The 18,803-nt window shown below is 63.2% G+C and carries 23 protein-coding genes; 14 read left to right on the top strand and 9 right to left on the bottom strand.

Annotated elements, in window-relative coordinates; all coding sequences use genetic code 11:
• Positions 1-233 precede the first annotated feature (233 nt).
• From ubiE to GQA94_RS04780, 10 genes are all read left to right on the top strand, one after another.
• On the top strand, positions 234-1,004 hold the full coding sequence (gene ubiE / locus GQA94_RS04825; protein WP_158187012.1) for a bifunctional demethylmenaquinone methyltransferase/2-methoxy-6-polyprenyl-1,4-benzoquinol methylase UbiE: 771 nt from the start codon (positions 234-236) through the stop codon (positions 1,002-1,004).
• Entirely contained in the window at positions 1,004-1,627 is a 624-nt protein-coding gene (locus GQA94_RS04820; protein WP_158187011.1) for a ubiquinone biosynthesis accessory factor UbiJ, read from the top strand. Before ubiE ends, GQA94_RS04820 begins: the two co-directional genes overlap by 1 nt.
• Positions 1,624-3,234, top strand: a complete 1,611-nt coding sequence (ubiB, locus tag GQA94_RS04815) for a ubiquinone biosynthesis regulatory protein kinase UbiB (RefSeq protein WP_158187010.1) — start codon at positions 1,624-1,626, stop codon at positions 3,232-3,234. The genes GQA94_RS04820 and ubiB overlap by 4 nt, the downstream gene beginning before the upstream one ends.
• Positions 3,235-3,283: 49 nt before the next feature.
• Positions 3,284-3,679, top strand: coding sequence for a phosphoribosyl-AMP cyclohydrolase (gene hisI / locus GQA94_RS04810; protein WP_158187009.1), 396 nt, complete (start codon positions 3,284-3,286; stop codon positions 3,677-3,679).
• On the top strand, positions 3,672-4,004 hold the full coding sequence (locus GQA94_RS04805) for a phosphoribosyl-ATP diphosphatase (RefSeq protein ID WP_158187008.1): 333 nt from the start codon (positions 3,672-3,674) through the stop codon (positions 4,002-4,004). Before hisI ends, GQA94_RS04805 begins: the two co-directional genes overlap by 8 nt.
• Positions 4,005-4,028: 24 nt before the next feature.
• A complete protein-coding gene (gene tatA / locus GQA94_RS04800) occupies positions 4,029-4,259 on the top strand; it encodes a twin-arginine translocase TatA/TatE family subunit (RefSeq protein ID WP_158187007.1) in 231 nt (76 codons plus the stop codon).
• A gap of 6 nt (positions 4,260-4,265) precedes the next feature.
• Positions 4,266-4,670: a Sec-independent protein translocase protein TatB gene (gene tatB / locus GQA94_RS04795; RefSeq protein WP_158187006.1), complete on the top strand. Its 405-nt coding sequence runs from the start codon at positions 4,266-4,268 to the stop codon at positions 4,668-4,670.
• Positions 4,667-5,470 carry a twin-arginine translocase subunit TatC gene (gene tatC, locus GQA94_RS04790; RefSeq protein ID WP_158187005.1) on the top strand — a complete coding sequence of 268 codons (804 nt, stop codon included), beginning with the start codon at positions 4,667-4,669 and terminating at the stop codon, positions 5,468-5,470. Before tatB ends, tatC begins: the two co-directional genes overlap by 4 nt.
• Positions 5,467-6,174, top strand: coding sequence for a 16S rRNA (uracil(1498)-N(3))-methyltransferase (locus GQA94_RS04785; RefSeq protein ID WP_158187004.1), 708 nt, complete (start codon positions 5,467-5,469; stop codon positions 6,172-6,174). Before tatC ends, GQA94_RS04785 begins: the two co-directional genes overlap by 4 nt.
• A 107-nt stretch (positions 6,175-6,281) precedes the next feature.
• Positions 6,282-6,701 (top strand): UPF0158 family protein, encoded by a 420-nt coding sequence (locus GQA94_RS04780; RefSeq protein WP_158187003.1) that lies wholly within the window; start codon positions 6,282-6,284, stop codon positions 6,699-6,701.
• A 21-nt stretch (positions 6,702-6,722) separates the two neighbouring features.
• Here GQA94_RS04780 and dtd read toward each other — a convergent pair whose 3' ends face one another.
• Both dtd and pip read right to left on the bottom strand, forming a co-directional pair.
• Positions 6,723-7,160, bottom strand: coding sequence for a D-aminoacyl-tRNA deacylase (dtd, locus tag GQA94_RS04775; protein WP_158187002.1), 438 nt, complete (start codon positions 7,158-7,160; stop codon positions 6,723-6,725).
• Entirely contained in the window at positions 7,160-8,131 is a 972-nt protein-coding gene (gene pip / locus GQA94_RS04770) for a prolyl aminopeptidase (RefSeq protein WP_158187001.1), read from the bottom strand. The genes dtd and pip overlap by 1 nt, the downstream gene beginning before the upstream one ends.
• A gap of 80 nt (positions 8,132-8,211) precedes the next feature.
• Between pip and GQA94_RS04765 the strand changes: the two genes are divergently transcribed.
• A complete protein-coding gene (locus GQA94_RS04765) occupies positions 8,212-8,643 on the top strand; it encodes a hypothetical protein (protein WP_158187000.1) in 432 nt (143 codons plus the stop codon).
• A gap of 37 nt (positions 8,644-8,680) precedes the next feature.
• Here GQA94_RS04765 and GQA94_RS04760 read toward each other — a convergent pair whose 3' ends face one another.
• The 5 genes from GQA94_RS04760 to GQA94_RS04740 form a co-directional block, all read right to left on the bottom strand.
• Positions 8,681-9,223, bottom strand: coding sequence for a lipocalin family protein (locus tag GQA94_RS04760; protein WP_158186999.1), 543 nt, complete (start codon positions 9,221-9,223; stop codon positions 8,681-8,683).
• A gap of 11 nt (positions 9,224-9,234) precedes the next feature.
• On the bottom strand, positions 9,235-9,489 hold the full coding sequence (locus GQA94_RS04755) for a hypothetical protein (RefSeq protein WP_158186998.1): 255 nt from the start codon (positions 9,487-9,489) through the stop codon (positions 9,235-9,237).
• 94 nt (positions 9,490-9,583) lie between these two features.
• A complete protein-coding gene (locus GQA94_RS04750) occupies positions 9,584-10,189 on the bottom strand; it encodes a DUF924 family protein (protein WP_158186997.1) in 606 nt (201 codons plus the stop codon).
• A gap of 3 nt (positions 10,190-10,192) precedes the next feature.
• Positions 10,193-11,203, bottom strand: a complete 1,011-nt coding sequence (locus tag GQA94_RS04745; RefSeq protein ID WP_158186996.1) for a class 1 fructose-bisphosphatase — start codon at positions 11,201-11,203, stop codon at positions 10,193-10,195.
• Between the two features lie 205 nt (positions 11,204-11,408).
• Positions 11,409-13,868: a glycogen/starch/alpha-glucan phosphorylase gene (locus GQA94_RS04740; RefSeq protein WP_158186995.1), complete on the bottom strand. Its 2,460-nt coding sequence runs from the start codon at positions 13,866-13,868 to the stop codon at positions 11,409-11,411.
• Between the two features lie 195 nt (positions 13,869-14,063).
• Here GQA94_RS04740 and GQA94_RS04735 point away from each other — a divergent pair, with 195 nt between their 5' ends.
• The 3 genes from GQA94_RS04735 (at position 14,064) to GQA94_RS04725 (ending at position 16,105) form a co-directional block, all read left to right on the top strand.
• Positions 14,064-14,468, top strand: coding sequence for a YkgJ family cysteine cluster protein (locus GQA94_RS04735; protein ID WP_158186994.1), 405 nt, complete (start codon positions 14,064-14,066; stop codon positions 14,466-14,468).
• Between the two features lie 143 nt (positions 14,469-14,611).
• Positions 14,612-15,064, top strand: coding sequence for a thioesterase domain-containing protein (locus tag GQA94_RS04730; RefSeq protein ID WP_158186993.1), 453 nt, complete (start codon positions 14,612-14,614; stop codon positions 15,062-15,064).
• Between the two features lie 252 nt (positions 15,065-15,316).
• Positions 15,317-16,105 carry a substrate-binding periplasmic protein gene (locus GQA94_RS04725; protein ID WP_158186992.1) on the top strand — a complete coding sequence of 263 codons (789 nt, stop codon included), beginning with the start codon at positions 15,317-15,319 and terminating at the stop codon, positions 16,103-16,105.
• Between the two features lie 22 nt (positions 16,106-16,127).
• Here GQA94_RS04725 and GQA94_RS04720 read toward each other — a convergent pair whose 3' ends face one another.
• Together GQA94_RS04720 and oadA are read right to left on the bottom strand one after the other, a co-directional pair.
• The gene (locus GQA94_RS04720; protein ID WP_158186991.1) at positions 16,128-16,823 is read right to left on the bottom strand and encodes a carbonic anhydrase; all 696 of its coding nucleotides are present in this window, start codon (positions 16,821-16,823) and stop codon (positions 16,128-16,130) included.
• A gap of 155 nt (positions 16,824-16,978) precedes the next feature.
• A complete protein-coding gene (gene oadA, locus GQA94_RS04715) occupies positions 16,979-18,793 on the bottom strand; it encodes a sodium-extruding oxaloacetate decarboxylase subunit alpha (RefSeq protein WP_158186990.1) in 1,815 nt (604 codons plus the stop codon).
• Positions 18,794-18,803 lie beyond the last annotated feature (10 nt).

Below are 18,803 nucleotides of genomic sequence, written 5' to 3'. Positions count from 1 at the left end.
AAAGGCGCGCACTATAACAAAGACGCGGCTGACGGCGTTCCCGCACAGCCGCTCGGCATCCGCGCGGCGCAGCGATCGAACCCTGCGTCGGGCGACCCGATGTCGCAACGCGTGGCCATCGCCCGGCCTGTGCCGAGCCGTGGGTATCGGCCACTCGTCCAGCGCCGGCGCGTTTATCGGCTTTACCCTCAATTAGGTTTAGAATGCCGACACATTCTTCCGGTGACAGTGACATGACCGATCCTCGCAAAGAGCATGACGCAGAGCCCACCACCCACTTCGGCTACAAGAACGTGCCGGAGAGCGAGAAAGCGCAGAAGGTGGCCGAGGTGTTCCATTCCGTGGCCGCCAAATACGACCTGATGAACGACCTGATGTCGGCAGGCGTGCATCGTCTGTGGAAGCGCTTCACCATCGAGCTGTCCGGCGTGCGGCACGGCAACCGGGTGCTGGACATCGCCGGCGGCACCGGTGACCTGACGCGCCAGTTCTCTCGCATCGTCGGTCCGACCGGTGAAGTGGTGCTCGCGGACATCAACGCCTCGATGCTCAAGGTCGGCCGCGACCGGCTGCTCGACAAGGGCGTGGCGGGCAACGTGAAATTCGTCCAGGCCGATGCCGAGAAGCTGCCCTTCCCCGACAACCATTTCGATGTGGTCACCATCGCCTTCGGCCTTCGCAACGTGACACACAAGGAAGACGCCATCGCCTCGATGCTGCGGGTACTCAAGCCCGGCGGCCGGTTGCTGGTGCTGGAGTTTTCCAAGCCGACCAACCCGCTGTTCTCCAAGGCCTACGATGCCTACTCCTTCAGCCTGCTGCCGATGATGGGCAAGCTGATCACCAACGACTCGGAAAGCTACCGCTACCTGGCCGAGTCGATCCGCATGCACCCGGACCAGGAAACCCTGAAAGGCATGATGGTCGACGCCGGCTTCGAGCGCGTTACCTACCACAACATGACCGGCGGCATTGTCGCCCTGCATCGCGGCATCAAGCCCTGATGCTGCGCGCAGCCCTGCTGGCCGGAGCCGAACGCGGCCTCAATCGCGTGCTGCGTCTGGACCCGACTGCCCTGCCGCGCCTCGCCCGCCTCAGTGGCCGGATCATCGAGGTCGACTGCACGGCACCGGCGTGGCGGCTGTTCATTCTTGCCGATGCCGAGGGCCTGAGACTGGCCGAAGACTGGGGCAGCGAGCCGGACTGCCGCTTGCGTGCCTCCGGTGCGAGCTTGCTGCGATTGGCCACCAGCCGTAACAAGACTGCGATCCTGCATGGCCCGGACGTCGAGATCGAGGGCGACAGCGCGCCTTTGATGAGCCTGGCCGACGTACTGCAGGACCTTGAGCTGGACTGGGAGTATGAAGTGTCGCGCTGGCTCGGACCGGTCGGCGCCCATCTGCTCGGGGCGGGTGCCCGCCGGCAGGCCGACTGGGCGCGACAGAGTGCCGACAGCCTGCGCCAGGACCTGGCTGACTACCTCAGCGAGGAATCCCGCGTACTGATCGGCAAGGACGAGGCAGAAACCCGCTTCGCTGAACTCGATCGCCTCAAACTCGATCTCGACCGACTCGAAGCCCGGGTCGAGCGGCTCAACCCATCTCTGAAACCAGACCGACCCGAATGAAGCTGTTCGCCGCCGCCCGACGCCTGTTCCGCATCCTGATGGTGGTGATTCGCTACCGCCTGGACGACATCATCCTCGACCTGCCGATGCCCTGGTGGTTGCGCTCGACCAGCTATCTGCTGCCCTGGCGCTGGCTGCCGCGTCGTCGCACGGTGCTGTCCCGTGGTGCGCGCCTGCGCTTGGCGCTGGAAGGCCTCGGCCCGATTTTCATCAAGTTCGGCCAGATCCTCTCTACCCGTCGCGACCTGCTGCCGCTGGACATCGCTGAAGAGCTGGCGATGCTCCAGGACCGCGTACCGCCGTTCGACTCGGCGGTCGCCACCGCGTTGATCGAGCGCCAACTGGGTGCGCCGGTGGGCGAAATCTTTGCACGATTCGACAGCAAGCCGCTGGCGTCCGCCTCGGTCGCCCAGGTCCATGCCGCCAGGTTGCGCAGCGGCGAAGAAGTGGTGGTCAAGGTCGTGCGACCCAACCTGCGACCTGTGATCAGTCAGGACATTGCCTGGCTGTTCCTGCTCGCCAAGATGGCTGAAAGGGCCTCCACCGAAGCCCGCCGGCTGCACCTGGTCGAAGTCGTCGATGATTACGCCAAGACCATCTACGACGAACTCGACCTGCTGCGCGAAGCCGCCAATGCCAGCCAGCTCAAACGTAATTTCCAGGGATCGCCCCTGCTTTACGTTCCCCAGGTGTACTGGGATTTCTGCCGCCCCCAGGTGCTGGTGATGGAGCGCATCTACGGCGTCCCGGTGACCGACATGGCTCGGCTGGCCGAACAGCGCACCGACATGAAACAGCTGGCCGAGCGCGGCGTGGAGATATTCTTCACCCAGGTCTTTCGCGACAGCTTCTTCCATGCCGACATGCACCCCGGCAATATTTTCGTCAGCACCCACCAGCCCTGGAACCCGCAATACATCGCGGTGGATTTCGGCATCGTCGGCAGCCTGACGCCCGAGGACCAGGACTACCTGGCGCGCAACCTCATGGCTTTCTTCAAACGCGACTACCGCAAGGTCGCGCAACTGCATATCGACTCGGGCTGGGTACCGGCGGAAACCAAGGTCAACGAGTTCGAGGCAGCGATCCGTACCGTCTGCGAGCCGATCTTCGAAAAACCGTTGAAGGATATTTCGTTCGGCCAGTTGCTGGTGCGCCTGTTCCAGGTCGCGCGGCGCTTCAACATGGAGGTCCAACCGCAACTGGTGCTGTTGCAGAAGACCTTGCTGAACATCGAGGGCTTGGGCCGCGAGCTGTATCCTGAACTGGATCTGTGGGCTACCGGCCAGCCCTATCTCGAACGCTGGATGCGCGAGCGCATGAGCCCCAGGCAACTGCTGAAAAATGCCCATGCGCAGATCGAACAGCTGCCGCACCTGGCCAGCATGACCCGCGAGCTGCTCGAACGCATGTCCAATCCACATGCCAACAACCCGCCACCGCCCTGGCGGGAGCGTCATCGCCACTGGCCGCTGCGCCTCATCGGTGCCGTGCTGCTGGGTGGTGGAGCGACCCTCGCCGCGGCCGCGGACAGTTTTACCGCCGTCACCACATGGCCAGCCTGGATCATGCTCAGCGCCGGTATCTACATCGTGGTGCGCCGATAGCCAGCAGTCGGCGGGGCTGGCACACTTGGCGCATTGAGCGGAGAATCCGATGAACTGGCTGGACGACATACACTGGAACGAAGACGGCCTGGTACCGGCGATTGCCCAGGATCATCAGACCGGGCGCATCCTGATGATGGCCTGGATGAATCGCGAAGCGCTGGCACTCACCGCGCAGGAGAACCGCGCCATCTACTGGTCACGTTCGCGTGGCAAGCTGTGGCGCAAGGGAGAGGAATCGGGCCATGTGCAGAAGCTGCATGAACTGCGCCTGGACTGCGATGCCGACGTGATCGTGCTGCGCGTTGAGCAGGTGGGCGGCATCTCCTGCCACACGGGTCGTGAAAGCTGCTTCTATCGGGTATTCGAGAACGGTGCCTGGAAAACCGTCGAGCCGGTCCTCAAGGACCCGGACGCGATCTATGCGGAGCACAAACATGAGTGACACCTTCGACCGCCTGGCCGAGGTGCTGGAAGCCCGCAAGGGCGCCGCTGCGGACAGCTCCTACGTGGCCAGCCTCTATCACAAGGGGCTGAACAAGATCCTCGAGAAAGTCGGCGAGGAGTCGGTGGAAACCATACTGGCCGCCAAGGATGCAGCCGCTAGCGGCGATGCCAGCGACCTGATCTACGAAACCGCCGACCTGTGGTTTCACAGCCTGGTGATGCTGGCCGCACTGGACCAGCACCCCCAGGCGGTACTGGACGAACTGGACCGGCGTTTCGGTCTTTCGGGGCACGCGGAAAAAGCCGCGCGCCCGCAATCCTGATATTCAACTTCGGAGTAACGCAGCATGGGTTTTGGTGGAATCAGCGTCTGGCAACTCCTGATCATTCTGCTCATTGTGGTCATGCTTTTCGGCACCAAGCGGCTGAAAGGCCTGGGCTCGGACCTCGGTGACGCGATCAAGGGGTTCCGCAAGTCCATGGGCACCGATGAAGACAAGCCCAGTGTCGAAGAGAAACAGAACCACACCATCGATGCCGAGGCCCGCAAGGTCGAAGATCCGACGAAGAAGAACTGAGGCGCCATGTTCGATATCGGCTTCACCGAACTGCTGCTGATCGGCCTGGTTGCGCTGTTCGTACTTGGCCCGGAGCGCCTTCCGGGTGCCGTGCGCACCGCCGGGCTTTGGATTGGTCGGGCCAAGCGCAGCTTCGCCAACATCAAGTCCGAGGTCGAGCGCGAAATCGGCGCCGACGAGATCCGCCGCCAGTTGCATAACGAGCGCATCCTCGATCTTGAACGGGAAATGAAGCAGAGCATCATGCCCAGCCCTCCAGGCACCGGTAGCAGCGGGTCCCCGCAGTCCGCCACGCCTGCGCCGGATGCGAGCGCGCCCGGTACACAAGCGGTGGCCGAAGCCAGCCCCAGCGAAGCAAAACCCGCCGAAACAGCCCCCGTATCACGCCCGGACAGACCCGCTGAGCCATGAGCAATACTCCCATCGATGATCAGGAAATGCCGCTGGTTGCGCACCTGACCGAGTTGCGCAAGCGTCTGCTGCGCTGCGTGGCAGCCATCCTGTTGCTGTTCGGCGGATTGTTCTACTTCTCACAGCAGATCTACGCCCTGGTGGCGGCGCCGTTGCGAGCGTATCTGCCGGAGGGCGCGACGATGATCGCCACCGGCGTGGCCTCGCCTTTCCTGACGCCCTTCAAACTGACCATGATGGTCGCGTTGTTCCTGTCGATGCCGGTGATCCTCCATCAGATATGGAGCTTCATCGCGCCCGGCCTGTACAAGCACGAAAAGCGAGTCGCGGTCCCCTTGCTGATTTCCAGCATTTTCCTGTTCTACGGCGGCATGGCCTTCGCCTATTTCGTGGTGTTCCCCATCATGTTCGGGTTTTTCGCCAGCGTGACGCCCGAGGGCGTGGCGATGATGACCGATATTGGCCAGTACCTGGATTTCGTCCTGACCCTGTTCTTCGCCTTCGGTGTGGCATTCGAGATCCCGGTGGCGACCTTTCTGTTGATCTGGGTCGGCATCGTCGATGTCGCCACCCTGCGCAAGAGCCGCCCCTACGTGGTCGTCGGTTGCTTCGTGGTCGGCATGGTGCTGACGCCGCCGGATGTGTTTTCCCAGGCGCTGCTGGCTATACCGATGTGGCTGTTGTTCGAGGCCGGGCTGATCTTCGGCAGCATGGTGAAAAAACGCGAGGGCGAATTCCGCGGCGACGCCGATTCCGAGCCGGCGGCGCCCAGCGACCAATCGCCTACGCCTCGTCCGTGAACCTGCTCTTGCTGGAAGCGGCTGACTTCGTTGCCGCCAATCGCGTCGTCCTGCGTGATCGACGCCTGGCGCATATCCAGGACGTGCACCGTGCCAAGGCAGGCGAAAGCCTGCGGGTCGGTGTGCTTGGCGGTGAGATGGGCCAGGGTCGGCTGTTGCGGCTGGAAGCCGGCGAGGCGGAGCTGGAGGTCCACCTGGACCAGCCCCCTCCGAGCAAATTGCCCATTACCCTGTTGCTGGCCCTGCCACGCCCCAAGATGCTCCGACGGGTGCTGCAGACCGTCGCCTGCATGGGCGTACCCAGGCTGGTGCTGCTCAACAGCTACCGAGTGGAAAAGAGCTTCTGGCAAACGCCTTTCCTGGAGCCGACCGCGATCCGCGAGCAACTGGTGCTCGGCCTCGAGCAGGCACGCGACACCGTGCTCCCCGAGGTAAGCATCGAAAAGCGTTTCAAGCCCTTCGTCGAAGATCACCTGCCACACCTGGCGGCCGGTACCCGTGGCCTGGTCGGCCATCCGGGCAGCTATCCCGATTGCCCGCGCGCGATCACCGACTCGGTGACGCTGGCCATTGGTCCGGAAGGCGGCTGGATACCCTACGAAATCGAGAAATTCACCGAAGCGGGACTGCAGCCGGTGCAGTTGGGTGAGCGCATCCTGCGCGTGGAAACGGCGGTCAGCGCTCTGCTGGCGCGTCTGTTCTGATCGACGCCGGGCGCGTCGTCGCATGTCCACGCGTGACCGATGAACGTAATGCACGCATCCGGACCGCGCAGGTCAGAGCTACTGAACCCCAAACAGCAGTATCTGCCATGCGCCCATTGACCATTGACCTTCACCGCCTGGAGTATGCGCTGGACAACCGTGATGCCAGCGAGCACTACCTCGACTTGGAATCGGGGGAGATTCGCGCCGTGTTTCCGGGGGAAGCTGCGCCCGGCATGGATGAAAAATATGACGTGCAGGACGATCGCTTCCTGCACATCGAACCGCTCGGGCTCGCGCAATCGATCGCCATGCGTGAGGCGTTCCTCTTTACCCAGCACGACCCCAACGCCCATGCGGTGCTCAGCCATGCGCTGCAGGGCCGCAAACCGCTGCGCACGTTCGATTTCAAACTGGAAGACTTCCCCGAGGTCCGCGAGGCCTGGCTGGACTACCAGGCCGTACAGCTGCGCGAGTACGCAATGACCTGGCTGCACGAAAACGGCCTGGAACCGTCGAAGCGCTGATCGAACCGCCCGCGAACCCTCTCAGCTTTGCAGCAGAAAGGTCACAGGCCCATCGTTTTGCAGATGCACCTGCATGTCCGCGCCGAAGCGGCCGCAGGCGACCGGCTGATGGTGCCGACGCGCCTGGCCGAGCAGGTATTCGTAGAGCTCTTCGCCGAGCGACGGTGCCGCCGCGCTGGAAAAGCTGGGCCGCAGGCCGCTGCCGGTATCCGCGGCCAAGGTGAACTGAGACACCAACAGCAGGCCGCCGCCGATGTCGCTCAACGAACGGTTCATCCTGCCCTGCTCGTCGCTGAAAACGCGGTAACGCAGCAACTTGTGCAACAGTTTGTCGGCCCGTGCGCGATCGTCCTCACGCTCGACGCCCACCAGCACCAGGAGGCCCTGGTCAATGCCACCGACCACCTCGCCCGCGACCTCGACCCGTGCATGCCTCACCCGCTGGATCAGCGCCTTCATCAGGCTTCCTCGGGCGGCAGACGAAGCAGGCGGTGGGCCACGTCCGCCGCGGCACGCACCAGCGCGTCACAGATACCGGACTCGGACGCCGAATGCCCCGCTTCACGGATGATCTGCAGTTCGCTGTTGGGCCATGCCTCGTGCAGTTCCCAGGCGTTGTCCAGGGGACAGATGACATCGTAGCGACCATGCACGATGATGCCCGGCAGGTGCGCGATCTTGTGCATGTTGCGCAGCAGTTGATCGGGTTCGAGAAACGCGCCGTTGACGAAGTAGTGACATTCGATCCGCGCCATCGCCAGCGCCCGGTGAGTGTCGGAGAAGCGATCGACCACCTGAGTGTTGGGCCGCAGCGTGGCGGTACGGCCTTCCCAGCACGACCAGGCCTTGGCCGCGTGCATCTGCGCGATCTGGTCGCTGCCAGTCAGGCGACGGTAGTAGGCCTGCATCAGATCGCCACGCTCTTCCGGCGGAATCGGCGAAAGGAAATCCTGCCAGTAATCAGGGAATAGCCGGCTGGCGCCTTCCTGGTAAAACCAGGAGAACTCTTTCTGCCGGCAGAGGAAGATGCCGCGCAAGATCAGCGCATGGACGCGTTCGGGATACGCCTGGGCATACGCCAGCGCCAGCGTCGAGCCCCAGGAGCCACCGAACAGCACCCACTTGTCGATACCGAGAAAGGTGCGAAGGCGCTCCATATCGTCGATCAGGTGTGCGGTCGTGTTGTTCTCCAGGCTCGCGTGCGGGGTGGAGCGGCCACAGCCACGCTGGTCGAACGTAATGATGCGGTACAGGTTGGGATCGAAAAATCGGCGGCTCAGGGCATCGCAGCCACCCCCCGGGCCACCGTGCACGAAGAGCACAGGCAGCCCGCCCGGTGATCCACTCTCGTCGGCGTAAAGCACATGCGGTTGTTCGACCGCCAGCTCGTGCCGGGCGTAGGGTTTGATCTCCGGATACAAGGTCTGCATGGCACACTCCATGATCGGTGCGCGGGCTCGACGGCCCGTCTGACGTTTCCGGCATCATAACGAGGTTCGAGAGGTTCGGCATGCCCGTATGGAAATTAGCCACCGCAGCGGTGGTGCTCACGCTATTGCTGGCCGGCTGCGGTCGCGATGATCCCCAGGCAGCACTGGATGCGGCCGCGCAATCGCTGCAGGACAGCATTGAAAACAAGGACCACGGCGAGCTGATGGCGCTGATCCACCCCGACTTCAGCGCCAATCAGCACCTCGACCGGGATTGGGTGCGGCGTACGGCCACCCTGATGTTCCTGCGTCATGCCAACGTGCGGGTAATCGCGCTCAATGACCAGAGCTGGATCGACCCAAGCTATTCGGACAAGGGCTACAGCGAGGCACAGGTAGCGCTGGCCGGCGCCGAGCGCTGGTTACCCCAGCGCGTCGGCCATTATCAGGTCAGGCTCGAATGGTGGCGTGAGGACGGCGAATGGCTATTGGCACGAATGAACTGGGAATGACCGCGCCGGATCAGGCGCCTGCGAGGCCCAGCACGCGTCAGCCCGACTCGCCACGCCAGATCAGCTCGCTGACGTCGTAGCCGCGCTTGCGAGCCTCATCGAGCAGCGTGTCGCGCAGTGCCGGATCGACCGTTTCCTCTCGCGACAACAACCAGAGGTAGTCGCGGTCCGGACTGCCCACCAGCGCCACTCGGTAGTCGTCGTCGAGGTACAGAATCCAGTAATGGCCCTTGGTCAGCGACGGGAAAAGCGTGCTGAACCAGTTATCGAAGCGAACCCAGAGCTTATCGGTCCTTCCGGCTTGCTGGGGAACTGCCTCGCCCTGGACCTGCCGCCATTCACCGTCCGCCGTTTCACAGCGATTGATCACCGCCACGCGGCCCGCATCGAGCAACTGATAGCGGGCCTGCGAGCGCACACAGTGGCGCTGGAAGAACATGGGTAGACGCGCCTGTTCATACCAGGTCCCCTGGTAGCGCTGCAGGTCGACCTGATTGACGGTGTCAGGCGCTTCGGAATCACCCGAGCGCGCACACCCGGCGATCAGCAATACACAGCACAGCGTGGTGACGAGGCGCATGGAGCACTCCTTTATTGCAGGCCCTGGCCGGAGAACATCATGACCTTGTCGCCGGCGAACTGGATGCTGATGAACCGGTTCTTCTGCCCCCACGTGCAGCTGGACATACCCAGCGCACCGGCGCATTCACCCGGCTTGCCGAGTAACGCTTCGACCTCCGCGCGTGGCATGCCAGCCTTGAGCTTGGCGAAGTTTTCCTGGGTGACGGGGCTGCAGGCAGCCAGCAGCACGACAGCGGCGATCAACGATAAATGACGCAACGACATTGCAGGTTTCCTTGGGGTCGGTCGGAGGCTGGCCTTGCTTGGCCACGCCTGGCAAATGAACGATTCGCGGCGGCATCGAGCCCGTACCCATTGGCTAGAACCGCGCGCCGGGCGTGGCGAGAAAAGCCTGTTCGGCCTCGGTGGTTTCCCGCCCGAGCACATCATTGCGATGCGGAAAGCGACCGAACCTGGCGATCACGTCGCGATGCCGCACCGCGAAATCGAGAAAGTCGGCAAACAGCGCCCGATCTTCGGCCGTCGCCAGCGTACAGAGCTTCTGGAAATGCGCGACGGCCTGCTCCTGTACGCGGAGGTCTTCAGCGTGTTCCAGCACCAGATAAATGAATACGCGCTGGATCGGCGTCAGCAGGACATCGCCGCCATGGGCCATGCCCTCGCAGACCAGGTGCTGGGCACGTTCGTCACCGGCGAATGCCCGTGGCGTCCCGCGGTAGATCATGCGTGGCAATTGATCGAGCAACAGCACCAGCGCCAGCCAGCCATGCGGGGAGTCGGCCCAGTCGCCCAGGCAACCGTCCAGCGCCTGGGCGACCAGCCCACCGAAACGGGTATCGGCATCGGCATCCTGTTCGGCCCGGTAGCCGAACCACAAGCCGTGCTTGTGTCCCGCGACCTCACTGGCGGTGACGCCCTTGCCGAACCACCAGTCCAGCAATTCCAGCCAGGGCGCCTGTTGCATCGTTCAGCCCTGGTGGTAGCCGGTGGCGCGCTCGACCTCTTCCTTCGATCCCAGGAATACCGGCACACGCTGATGCAGCGAGTCGGGCTGGATGTCGAGGATGCGCTGGGTGCCGTTGGTGGCGGCGCCGCCAGCCTGTTCGATGATGAAGGACATGGGGTTGGCTTCGTACATCAGGCGCAATTTGCCGGGTTTCTCAGGCTCGCGGGCATCACGCGGATACATGAAGATGCCGCCGCGGGTCAGGATACGATGCACGTCGGCCACCATCGAGGCGATCCAGCGCATGTTGTAGTTCTTGCCCAGCGGGCCTTCGGCGCCGGCCAGCAACTCGCTGACGTAGCGCTGCACCGGAGCCTCCCAGTGGCGCTGGTTGGACATGTTGATGGCGAACTCGGCGGTACTTTCCGGCACGCGGATGTCGTCGTGGGTGAGCACGAAGCTGCCCAGCTCGCGATCCAGGGTAAAGCCCATCACGCCATTGCCCAGCGTCAGCATCAGCATGGTTTGCGGGCCATAGATGGCGTAGCCCGCCGCCACCTGGCGGGTACCCGGCTGGAGAAAGGCTTCCTCTCCCAACGCATCGTTCTGGCTGAAGCTCTCGCCCGGACAACGCAGCACCGAGAAAATCGTGCCGACCGAGACGTTGACGTCGATGTTGCTGGAGCCGTCCAGTGGGTCGAAGACCAGCAGATAGGCGCCCTTCGGGTATTTGCCGGGAATCTGGTAGGCGTTGTCCATCTCTTCGGAAGCCATGCCCGCCAGGTGGCCGCCCCACTCGTTGGCCTCCAGCAGAATTTCGTTGGACAGCACGTCGAGCTTTTTCTGCACTTCACCCTGGATGTTCTCGGTTTCGGTGGCACCGAGCACTCCGCCCAGCGCGCCCTTGGACACGGCGTGGCTGATCTCCTTGCACGCTCGGGCCACTACCTCGATAAGGAAGCGCAAATCCGCAGGGGTATTGTTACTGCGGGTCTGCTCGATCAGGTAGCGGCTCAGGGTTACGCGTGACATGAATTGACTCCGGAGGATGGGGAAACCCGCGCAGTTTAGCAGGCCAGGGGGAAACTAACCCTCCCTCAGACCCTCCCAGGCGCCACAGAGTTCAGCGCAGCGGCAAAGTGCCTGCAACGACCGTGTCTGCGAGGCGATCAGGCTGCTGAACGGCCGACCCACCCTGCACGCGGCGCACCCGTTGCCGGGGCGCCCGCGCGTTACGCTAAAGCACTTTCCAGATCTCCTGGGCATATTCGCGGATGGTCCGGTCCGAGGAAAACCAGCCGGTACGGGCAGTGTTCAGCACCGCCGAACGCCACCAGCTGTCGGCATCCCTCCAGCGCGCCTCGACCTCGAGTTGCGCCTTCCAATAGGCTTCGAAGTCGGCACAGACCATGAAGGTATCGTGCCATTTGAGCCCATCGATCAGTGCTGTGTAGCGCGCCGGATCATCCGCCGAGAAGGCGCCGTTGCGAATCGCCATCAACACCTCGCTGAGGCGCGGCGAATCGATGATTGTGGCTTCGGCGTTGTATTCGTTCGCCTGCTTGCGCGCCTCGACCTCCTGGGCCGTCATGCCGAAGATGAACATGTGCTCGGCGCCGATCTGCTCGCACATTTCGACATTCGCGCCATCCAGCGTGCCGATCGTCAGCGCGCCGTTGAGCGCGAACTTCATGTTGCTGGTACCCGAGGCTTCGAGGCCTGCGGTGGAAATCTGCTCGGAGAGGTCGGCAGCCGGAATGATGCGCTCGGCCAGGCTCACGTTGTAGTTGGGCAGGAACACGACCTTCAACAAGCCCCGTACCGTCGGATCGTCGTTGATGGTGCGCGCGATGTCGTTGGTCAGCTTGATGATCAGTTTCGCCGTGTGATAACTGGCTGCCGCCTTTCCGGCGAAGATCTTTACCCGAGGCACCCAGCTACCGCCCGGATCGGAGCGGATCGCCTGGTACAACGCAACGGTGTGAAGGAGGTTGAGCAATTGCCGCTTGTACTCGTGGATGCGTTTGACGTGCACATCGAACAGCGCATTCGGATCGACGCTGATGCCCAGTCGGTCCTGGATCATGCGCGCCAGCAATTGCTTGTTGGCCAGCCGCTGGGCAGCGAAGCGTGCCCGAAAGTATGGCTCGTCGGCGAACGGCTCCAGCTTGCGAAGCAGGGTTTCCGGCGCATCGAGCAGTGCTTCACCCACATGCTCGACCAACAACCGGGTCAGTTGCGGATTGGCCTGGTACAGCCAGCGTCGGAAGGTGATGCCGTTGGTCTTGTTGCTGATGCGTTTGGGATACAGCGAATGCAGGTCGGTGAAGACCGTCTCGCGCATCAGGCCGGTGTGCAGGGCCGACACGCCATTGATGCAGTGCGAACCGAGGAATGCCAGGTTGCCCATGCGCACCCGCCGGCCATGCCCTTCCTCGATCAACGACACCGAACGCAGCAGATCGAGGTCATGCACGCCGCGCTCACGCAGGGCGTCAAGATGCTGGGCGTTGATCAGGTAGATGATCTGCATGTGGCGTGGCAGCAGCCGTTCCATCAGCCCAACCGGCCAGGTTTCCAGCGCCTCGGGTAACAGGGTGTGATTGGTATAGGACAGGGTACCGACGGTCAGCTCCCACGCCTTGCGCCACGGGATCTCATGCACGTCGACCAACAGCCGCATCAGCTCCGCCACGGCGATCGCCGGGTGGGTGTCGTTGAGCTGGATGGCGGCGAATTCCGGCAGGTTCAACAATGTGCCGCGCTGATCCAGGTGCCTGCGCAGCAGGTCCTGCAACGAGGCGGCGACGAAGAAATACTCCTGACGCAGACGCAACTCCTGGCCGGCCTCGGTGCTGTCGGCCGGATACAGCACCCGCGAAATGCTTTCGGCGCGCGCTTCCTCGGCGACGGCCCCGATGTGATCGCCCGCGTTGAAACGCTCCAGATGGAAATCCGCCTCGGCACGCGCACGCCACAGCCGCAAGGTGTTGACGCTCGCCCCACGCCAGCCGACCACCGGCGTGTCGTAGGCGATGGCCCGGACACCTTCGGCCCAGTGCCAGAAGTGCTTGGGTTGCTCCGCCCCGCTCGCATCGTGGGGCATGGCCGTAACACTGCCGCCGAAGCCGATCAGATAGGTGACCTCGGGTCGCTCGAACTCCCATGGATTACCGAAGTTCAGCCAGGTTTCGGTCTGCTCGTGCTGCCAACCGTCGACGATGGCCTGGCGAAACAGGCCGTGGTCGTAACGAATTCCGTAGCCATGGGCCGCAATGCCCAGCGTCGCCATGCTCTCCATGAAGCAGGCCGCCAGCCGCCCCAGCCCGCCATTGCCCAGGGCGGCATCGGGTTCGGCCAGGCGAATGCGCTCGAAGTCCACGTCGACGCCCGCCAGCGCCTCGCGAGCCACGTCCAGCAGCCCCAGGTTACTCAGGCTATCGGTGAGCAGGCGACCGATGAGGAACTCCAGCGAGAGGTAATACACGCGCTTCTTTCCTTCGCGGTAGCCTTGACGGGTGCGGTCCATCCACTGGTCGATCATGCGGTCACGGGTAGCCAGCGCCACCGCCTCGAACCAGTCATGGTTGGAAGCGTGTTCCGGATCCTTGCCGATCGAGTAGGTCAGCTTGCTGATGATCGCGTTGCGAAAGGTTGCGACTTCATCGGCATTGGGAGCGGTCGATTCATACGACATGACACACCTCGTGAAGCTGGAAAAAGACGTTCGTGGCAGCGCTGGGGGCGGCCTCGGCAAATCGCAATGCAGACAGGTTTGCAGGTTTCGACTGGATCTGCGACACCGTCCGTCCGGCGTTCGACTCGTCGCAATCGCTGTAAATTCCGCCACGGGCCGTTATCATCGCGCGCCGCCATTGCCGATACCGCCGCCTTGAAGACTCGACTGATCGCTTCCGCCGACCCCGATCGCCTGGAAACCTGGGCCCGCTACAGCAATGGATTGTGCGGCGATTGCCGGGCGACCTGCTGCACCCTGCCGGTCGAAGTCCGCATCGACGACCTGATCCGTCTGGAAGTGGTGGACGCCTTCGAGCGCGACGAACCGCCCAAGAACGTCGCCAAGCGCCTGAGCAAGGCCGGCATCGTCGAGCACTTCAATCAAAAGCATGGCATTTTCACCCTGACGCGCCTGGCGAACGGTGACTGCCTGTACCTCGATCGCCAGACACGTTTGTGCACGGTCTATGCCAAGCGACCCGACACCTGCCGCAACCATCCGAGGGTCGGCCCGCGCCCCGGTTACTGCGCCTACCAGCAGAAAACCGCCACCCGCTGACCGCGCCATCGAGACCGGTGCGCGCGCCGTCGGCCCTCGTCCTCCAGTGGGAAAAAAGCCAATGTCGAAACTGGCAATCTCGTGACTCAGCAGTCATGCTTGACGTCTGCCAGTATCCGCAAACGTTTAGGAATCCACCCGGCATGAGCCGCGATAGCCGCTATCTGGAAGCCATTCTGCATCACGACATCCCACTGACCCGGGCAATGGGCCTGCGCGTCGAGCAATGGGAAAACCATGAGCTGCGCCTGAAGGTCCCGCTGCAAGCGAACATCAACCACAAGAGCAGCATGTTCGGCGGCAGCCTGTATTGCGCTTCGGTGCTGGCGGGCTGGGGTTGGCTGCACTTGCGCTTGCGCGAGGCCGGGATCGAGGACGGTCATATCGTCATCCACGAGGGGCAGATCGACTATCCGTTGCCGGTCGTGGACGACGCCACCGCCATCTGCTCGGCCCCGAGCGATGACGCCTGGAATCGCTTCGAAACCATCTATCGTCGTCGTGGCCGCTCCCGCCTGACGCTGAACAGCCGGATACTGGCCGCCGATGGCCGCGACGCCGTGCGCTTCACCGGCCAGTTCGTGCTGCATAAATAGCCTCGGAACGACCAACCCGCTCCATACTGGTGCGCTGATGGCGCGTCGCGCACCTGGACTTCGCTGCGCTCACGAAGCGGACCGCCCGGTCCATGCGCTGCCCTGCGCACTGCCCGTCATTGATGCCTCCTGGTCAAGCCGTCGCGACACTGTGACCGGTTCACGTCGCCACGCCCCGGTGCTGGCAACCGAAGCGCAGGGAGACTACCCTTGGCCAGCCAACAATAAAAACAGCGTCAAGGAACCGATACCATGGGCTTCACCCATAAAATCGCGCTATTGCTATGCGTCCTGCTCGCCCACGTCGGCGTTGCCTATGCCGAACTGCCCAGTGACTACCGGATCATCCTGCAGACCGATAACTTCCCACCCTTCAACATGGGACCGAACCACAAGAACTTCGCTCGAGGCGACGAGGTTCAGGGCATCGGTACCGACACCGTGCGGGAGATATTCAAGCGCGCCGGGATCGACTACAGCCTCACGCTGCGCTCGCCATGGGACCGCATCTACACCCAGACGCTAAGCGACTCCGGCCACGGCCTGTTCTCGGTCGCGCGCACGGCGCAGAACCTGTCCCAGTTCAAATGGGTAGGACCGCTCGCCCGCTACGAAACCGTGCTGCTCGCCGCACCCGGCGCGAGGATATCCCTGACCGACCTCGGGCAAGCCAGCAATTATGCGATCGGCGCTCAGAAAAGCAGCGGCGTCAGCCAGTTGCTGACAAGCGAAGGCTTGCAGCCGGTGGACAGCCTGAGCGAGGAAGAGAACCTGCGCAAATTGCTCAGCGGACGTATCGACCTATGGGCGACAGCCGATCCGGTCTGGCGCTACCACGCCAGGCAGCACGGCGCCGAGGGCCTGCAACCGGTACTGAAGTTTCATCCGAGCGATCTCTACCTGGCGCTGCACAAGGACACCCCGGACGAGGCCGTGGCCCGCCTGCAGAACGCCTTGAATGAAATCATCGGTGAAGGCTACGCCGGCTGCAGCAACACGCCCGATCTGTGCTACCTGATTCGCGACCGCAAGGCGCCCTGACGGCGCCCTGCTTCGACATCCTTTACACGTAACGCGACTTGGGCGTGGCCATGGGCAGCGGACCGTCTCCAATCAGGCGGAACTCGCCGCGCGCCGCATCGTAGGCGCGAATCTCGCTGGTGCCGATGTTGTAGACCCAACCGTGGATGAACAGCTGGCCGCTGGCCAACCGCGCCGCCACCGACGGATGCGTGCGCAGGTGATCGAGCTGGGCCAGTACGTTCTCCTCGGTCAGCACGCCCAGGGTGTTGTGGTCGGCGCAGCCGCAATTTTCTTCCACCACCGTGCGGGCCACCTCGGCATGGCGCAGCCAGCTCTTGACCGTCGGCATGCCATTCAGGCTGGCCGGGTTCAGCACCGCCTTCATGGCGCCGCAATCGGAGTGGCCACAGACGATGATGTGATGAACGCCGAGCGCCATGACGGCGAACTCGATGGCGGTCGACACGCCACCATTCATGATGCCGTAGGGCGGCACGATGTTGCCGACGTTGCGGGTGACGAACAGATCCCCAGGCGAACTCTGGGTAATCAGCTCCGGCAGGATGCGTGAATCCGCGCAGGTGATAAACATGGCTCGCGGCTTTTGCTCATGCGCGAGCTTGCTGAACAGCTCGCGCTGTTGCGGATAGACATCCTCGCGAAATCGCACGACACCGGCGACCAGACTGTCGAGCGCCTCCTGCGCCGTTTCATTCGTTTTATCTTCGAGACTCATGTTCGGCATCTTCTCTGTGGATGGGGATGAGTTCGACGCTACGCGCCCTGTGTTCGACACCTGGAAGTTGTGACAGCCGGTAACGACCGCGGATCGCAGGCGGACCGCGTCCGGCCAAAAAAAAGGGGGCCTTTCGGCCCCCTGAGGGACATCCGTCAGGCCTCGATTTCAATCAGCAGATCGCCAGGCGTCACCCGGTCACCCTTGGCGACATGCACCGCCTTCACCGTACCGGCGATGGGCGCCTGGATTTCGGTTTCCATCTTCATCGCTTCGCTGATCAGCACCGCCTGGCCCGCCCTGACCACATCGCCGGCCTTGACCAGCACGTCGACCACGTTACCCGGCATGCTGGTGCTCACGTCGCCGGGTGCGCTGGCTTGCTTGCGCTTGCTGCCGCCGTCACCGACGAAGTGATTCAACGGTTCGAACACCACCTCCTCCGGCATACCGTCGATGGACAGGAAGAAGTGCCGCTTGCCCTCACCTTTGACGCCAACGCCGGTGATATCGACGCGGTAGGTTTCGCCGTGCACGTCGATGACGAACTCGGTAGGTACGCCCTCGCCGCCAGCGGCACTGACCGCGCTACCGTCCGGAATCGGCAGCAGCGCCTCGGGCTGCAGCGTCCCGGCCTCGCGCTCTTCCAGAAACTTGCGACCGATGTCGGGGAACATGGCGTAGGTCAGCACGTCCTCTTCGCTGTGCGCCAGCGCGCCGATTTCCTGACGCAGCTTGTCCAGCTCCGGCTTGATCAGATCGGCTGGACGCACCTCGATGATGTCCTCACCGCCGATGGCCTGGCGCTGCAGTTTGGCGTCGATGGTGCCCGGCGCCTTGCCGTATCGGCCCTGCAGATAGAGTTTCACCTCGTTGGTGATGGTCTTGTAGCGCTCACCGGCGAGCACGTTGAAAAACGCCTGGGTACCGACGATCTGCGACGTCGGCGTCACCAGCGGCGGGTAGCCCAGGTCCTTGCGCACACGAGGGATTTCGGCGAGCACTTCATCCATGCGGTTGAGCGCGCCCTGCTCCTTGAGCTGGTTGGCCAGGTTGGAAATCATTCCGCCGGGCACCTGATTGACCTGCACCCGCGTGTCGACACCGGTGAACTCGCTCTCGAACTGGTGGTACTTCTTGCGCACCGCATAGAAGTACAGCCCGATCTCCTGGAGCAGCTCCAGATCGAGTCCCGTGTCGTAGGGCGTGCCACGCAGGGCGGCGACCATCGACTCGGTGCCCGGATGACTGGTACCCCAGGCGAAGCTGGAGATGGCCGTATCGATATGGTCAGCGCCGTTCTCGATGGCCATGAGCTGGCACATGCTGGCCACGCCCGCCGTGTCGTGGGAGTGGATGAACACCGGCAAGTCGATTTCAGCCTTCAGTGCGCGCACCAGCTCGCCAGTGGCAAAGGGTGTCAGCAACCCGGCCATGTCCTTGATGGCGATGGAGTCGACGCCCATGTCGCGCATCACCCGCGCCTGCTCGACAAAGAGTTCGACGGTGTGGACCGGGCTGGTGGTGTAGGCGATGGTGCCCTGGGCATGCTTGCCGGTCTTCTTCACCGCGGCGATGGCGGTTTCCAGATTGCGCACGTCATTCATGGCATCGAATATGCGGAACACGTCGATGCCGTTGTCTGCCGCACGGGCGCAGAAGGCTTCGACCACGTCATCGCTGTAGTGACGGTAGCCGAGCAGGTTCTGCCCGCGCAGCAGCATCTGCAGCCGCGTATTGGGCAGCGCGGCCTTGAGTTGCCGCAAACGCTCCCAGGGGTCTTCCTTGAGAAAGCGCACACAGGCGTCGAAGGTCGCGCCGCCCCAGACTTCCAGGGACCAGTAACCGACCCGGTCGAGCTTGCCGCAGATCGGCAGCATGTCTTCCAGACGCATGCGGGTGGCGATCAGCGACTGGTGGGCATCACGCAGAATGGTGTCGGTAACGGTGATTTTCTTCTGAGCAGTCATGGTTCGTTCC

The sequence above is a fragment of the Stutzerimonas stutzeri genome (genome assembly GCF_009789555.1).
Classification (GTDB): Bacteria; Pseudomonadota; Gammaproteobacteria; order Pseudomonadales; family Pseudomonadaceae; genus Stutzerimonas; species Stutzerimonas stutzeri_R.
The sequence above is the reverse complement of the archived record's forward strand: the minus strand, read 5'-3'. Positions and strand labels throughout refer to the sequence as shown.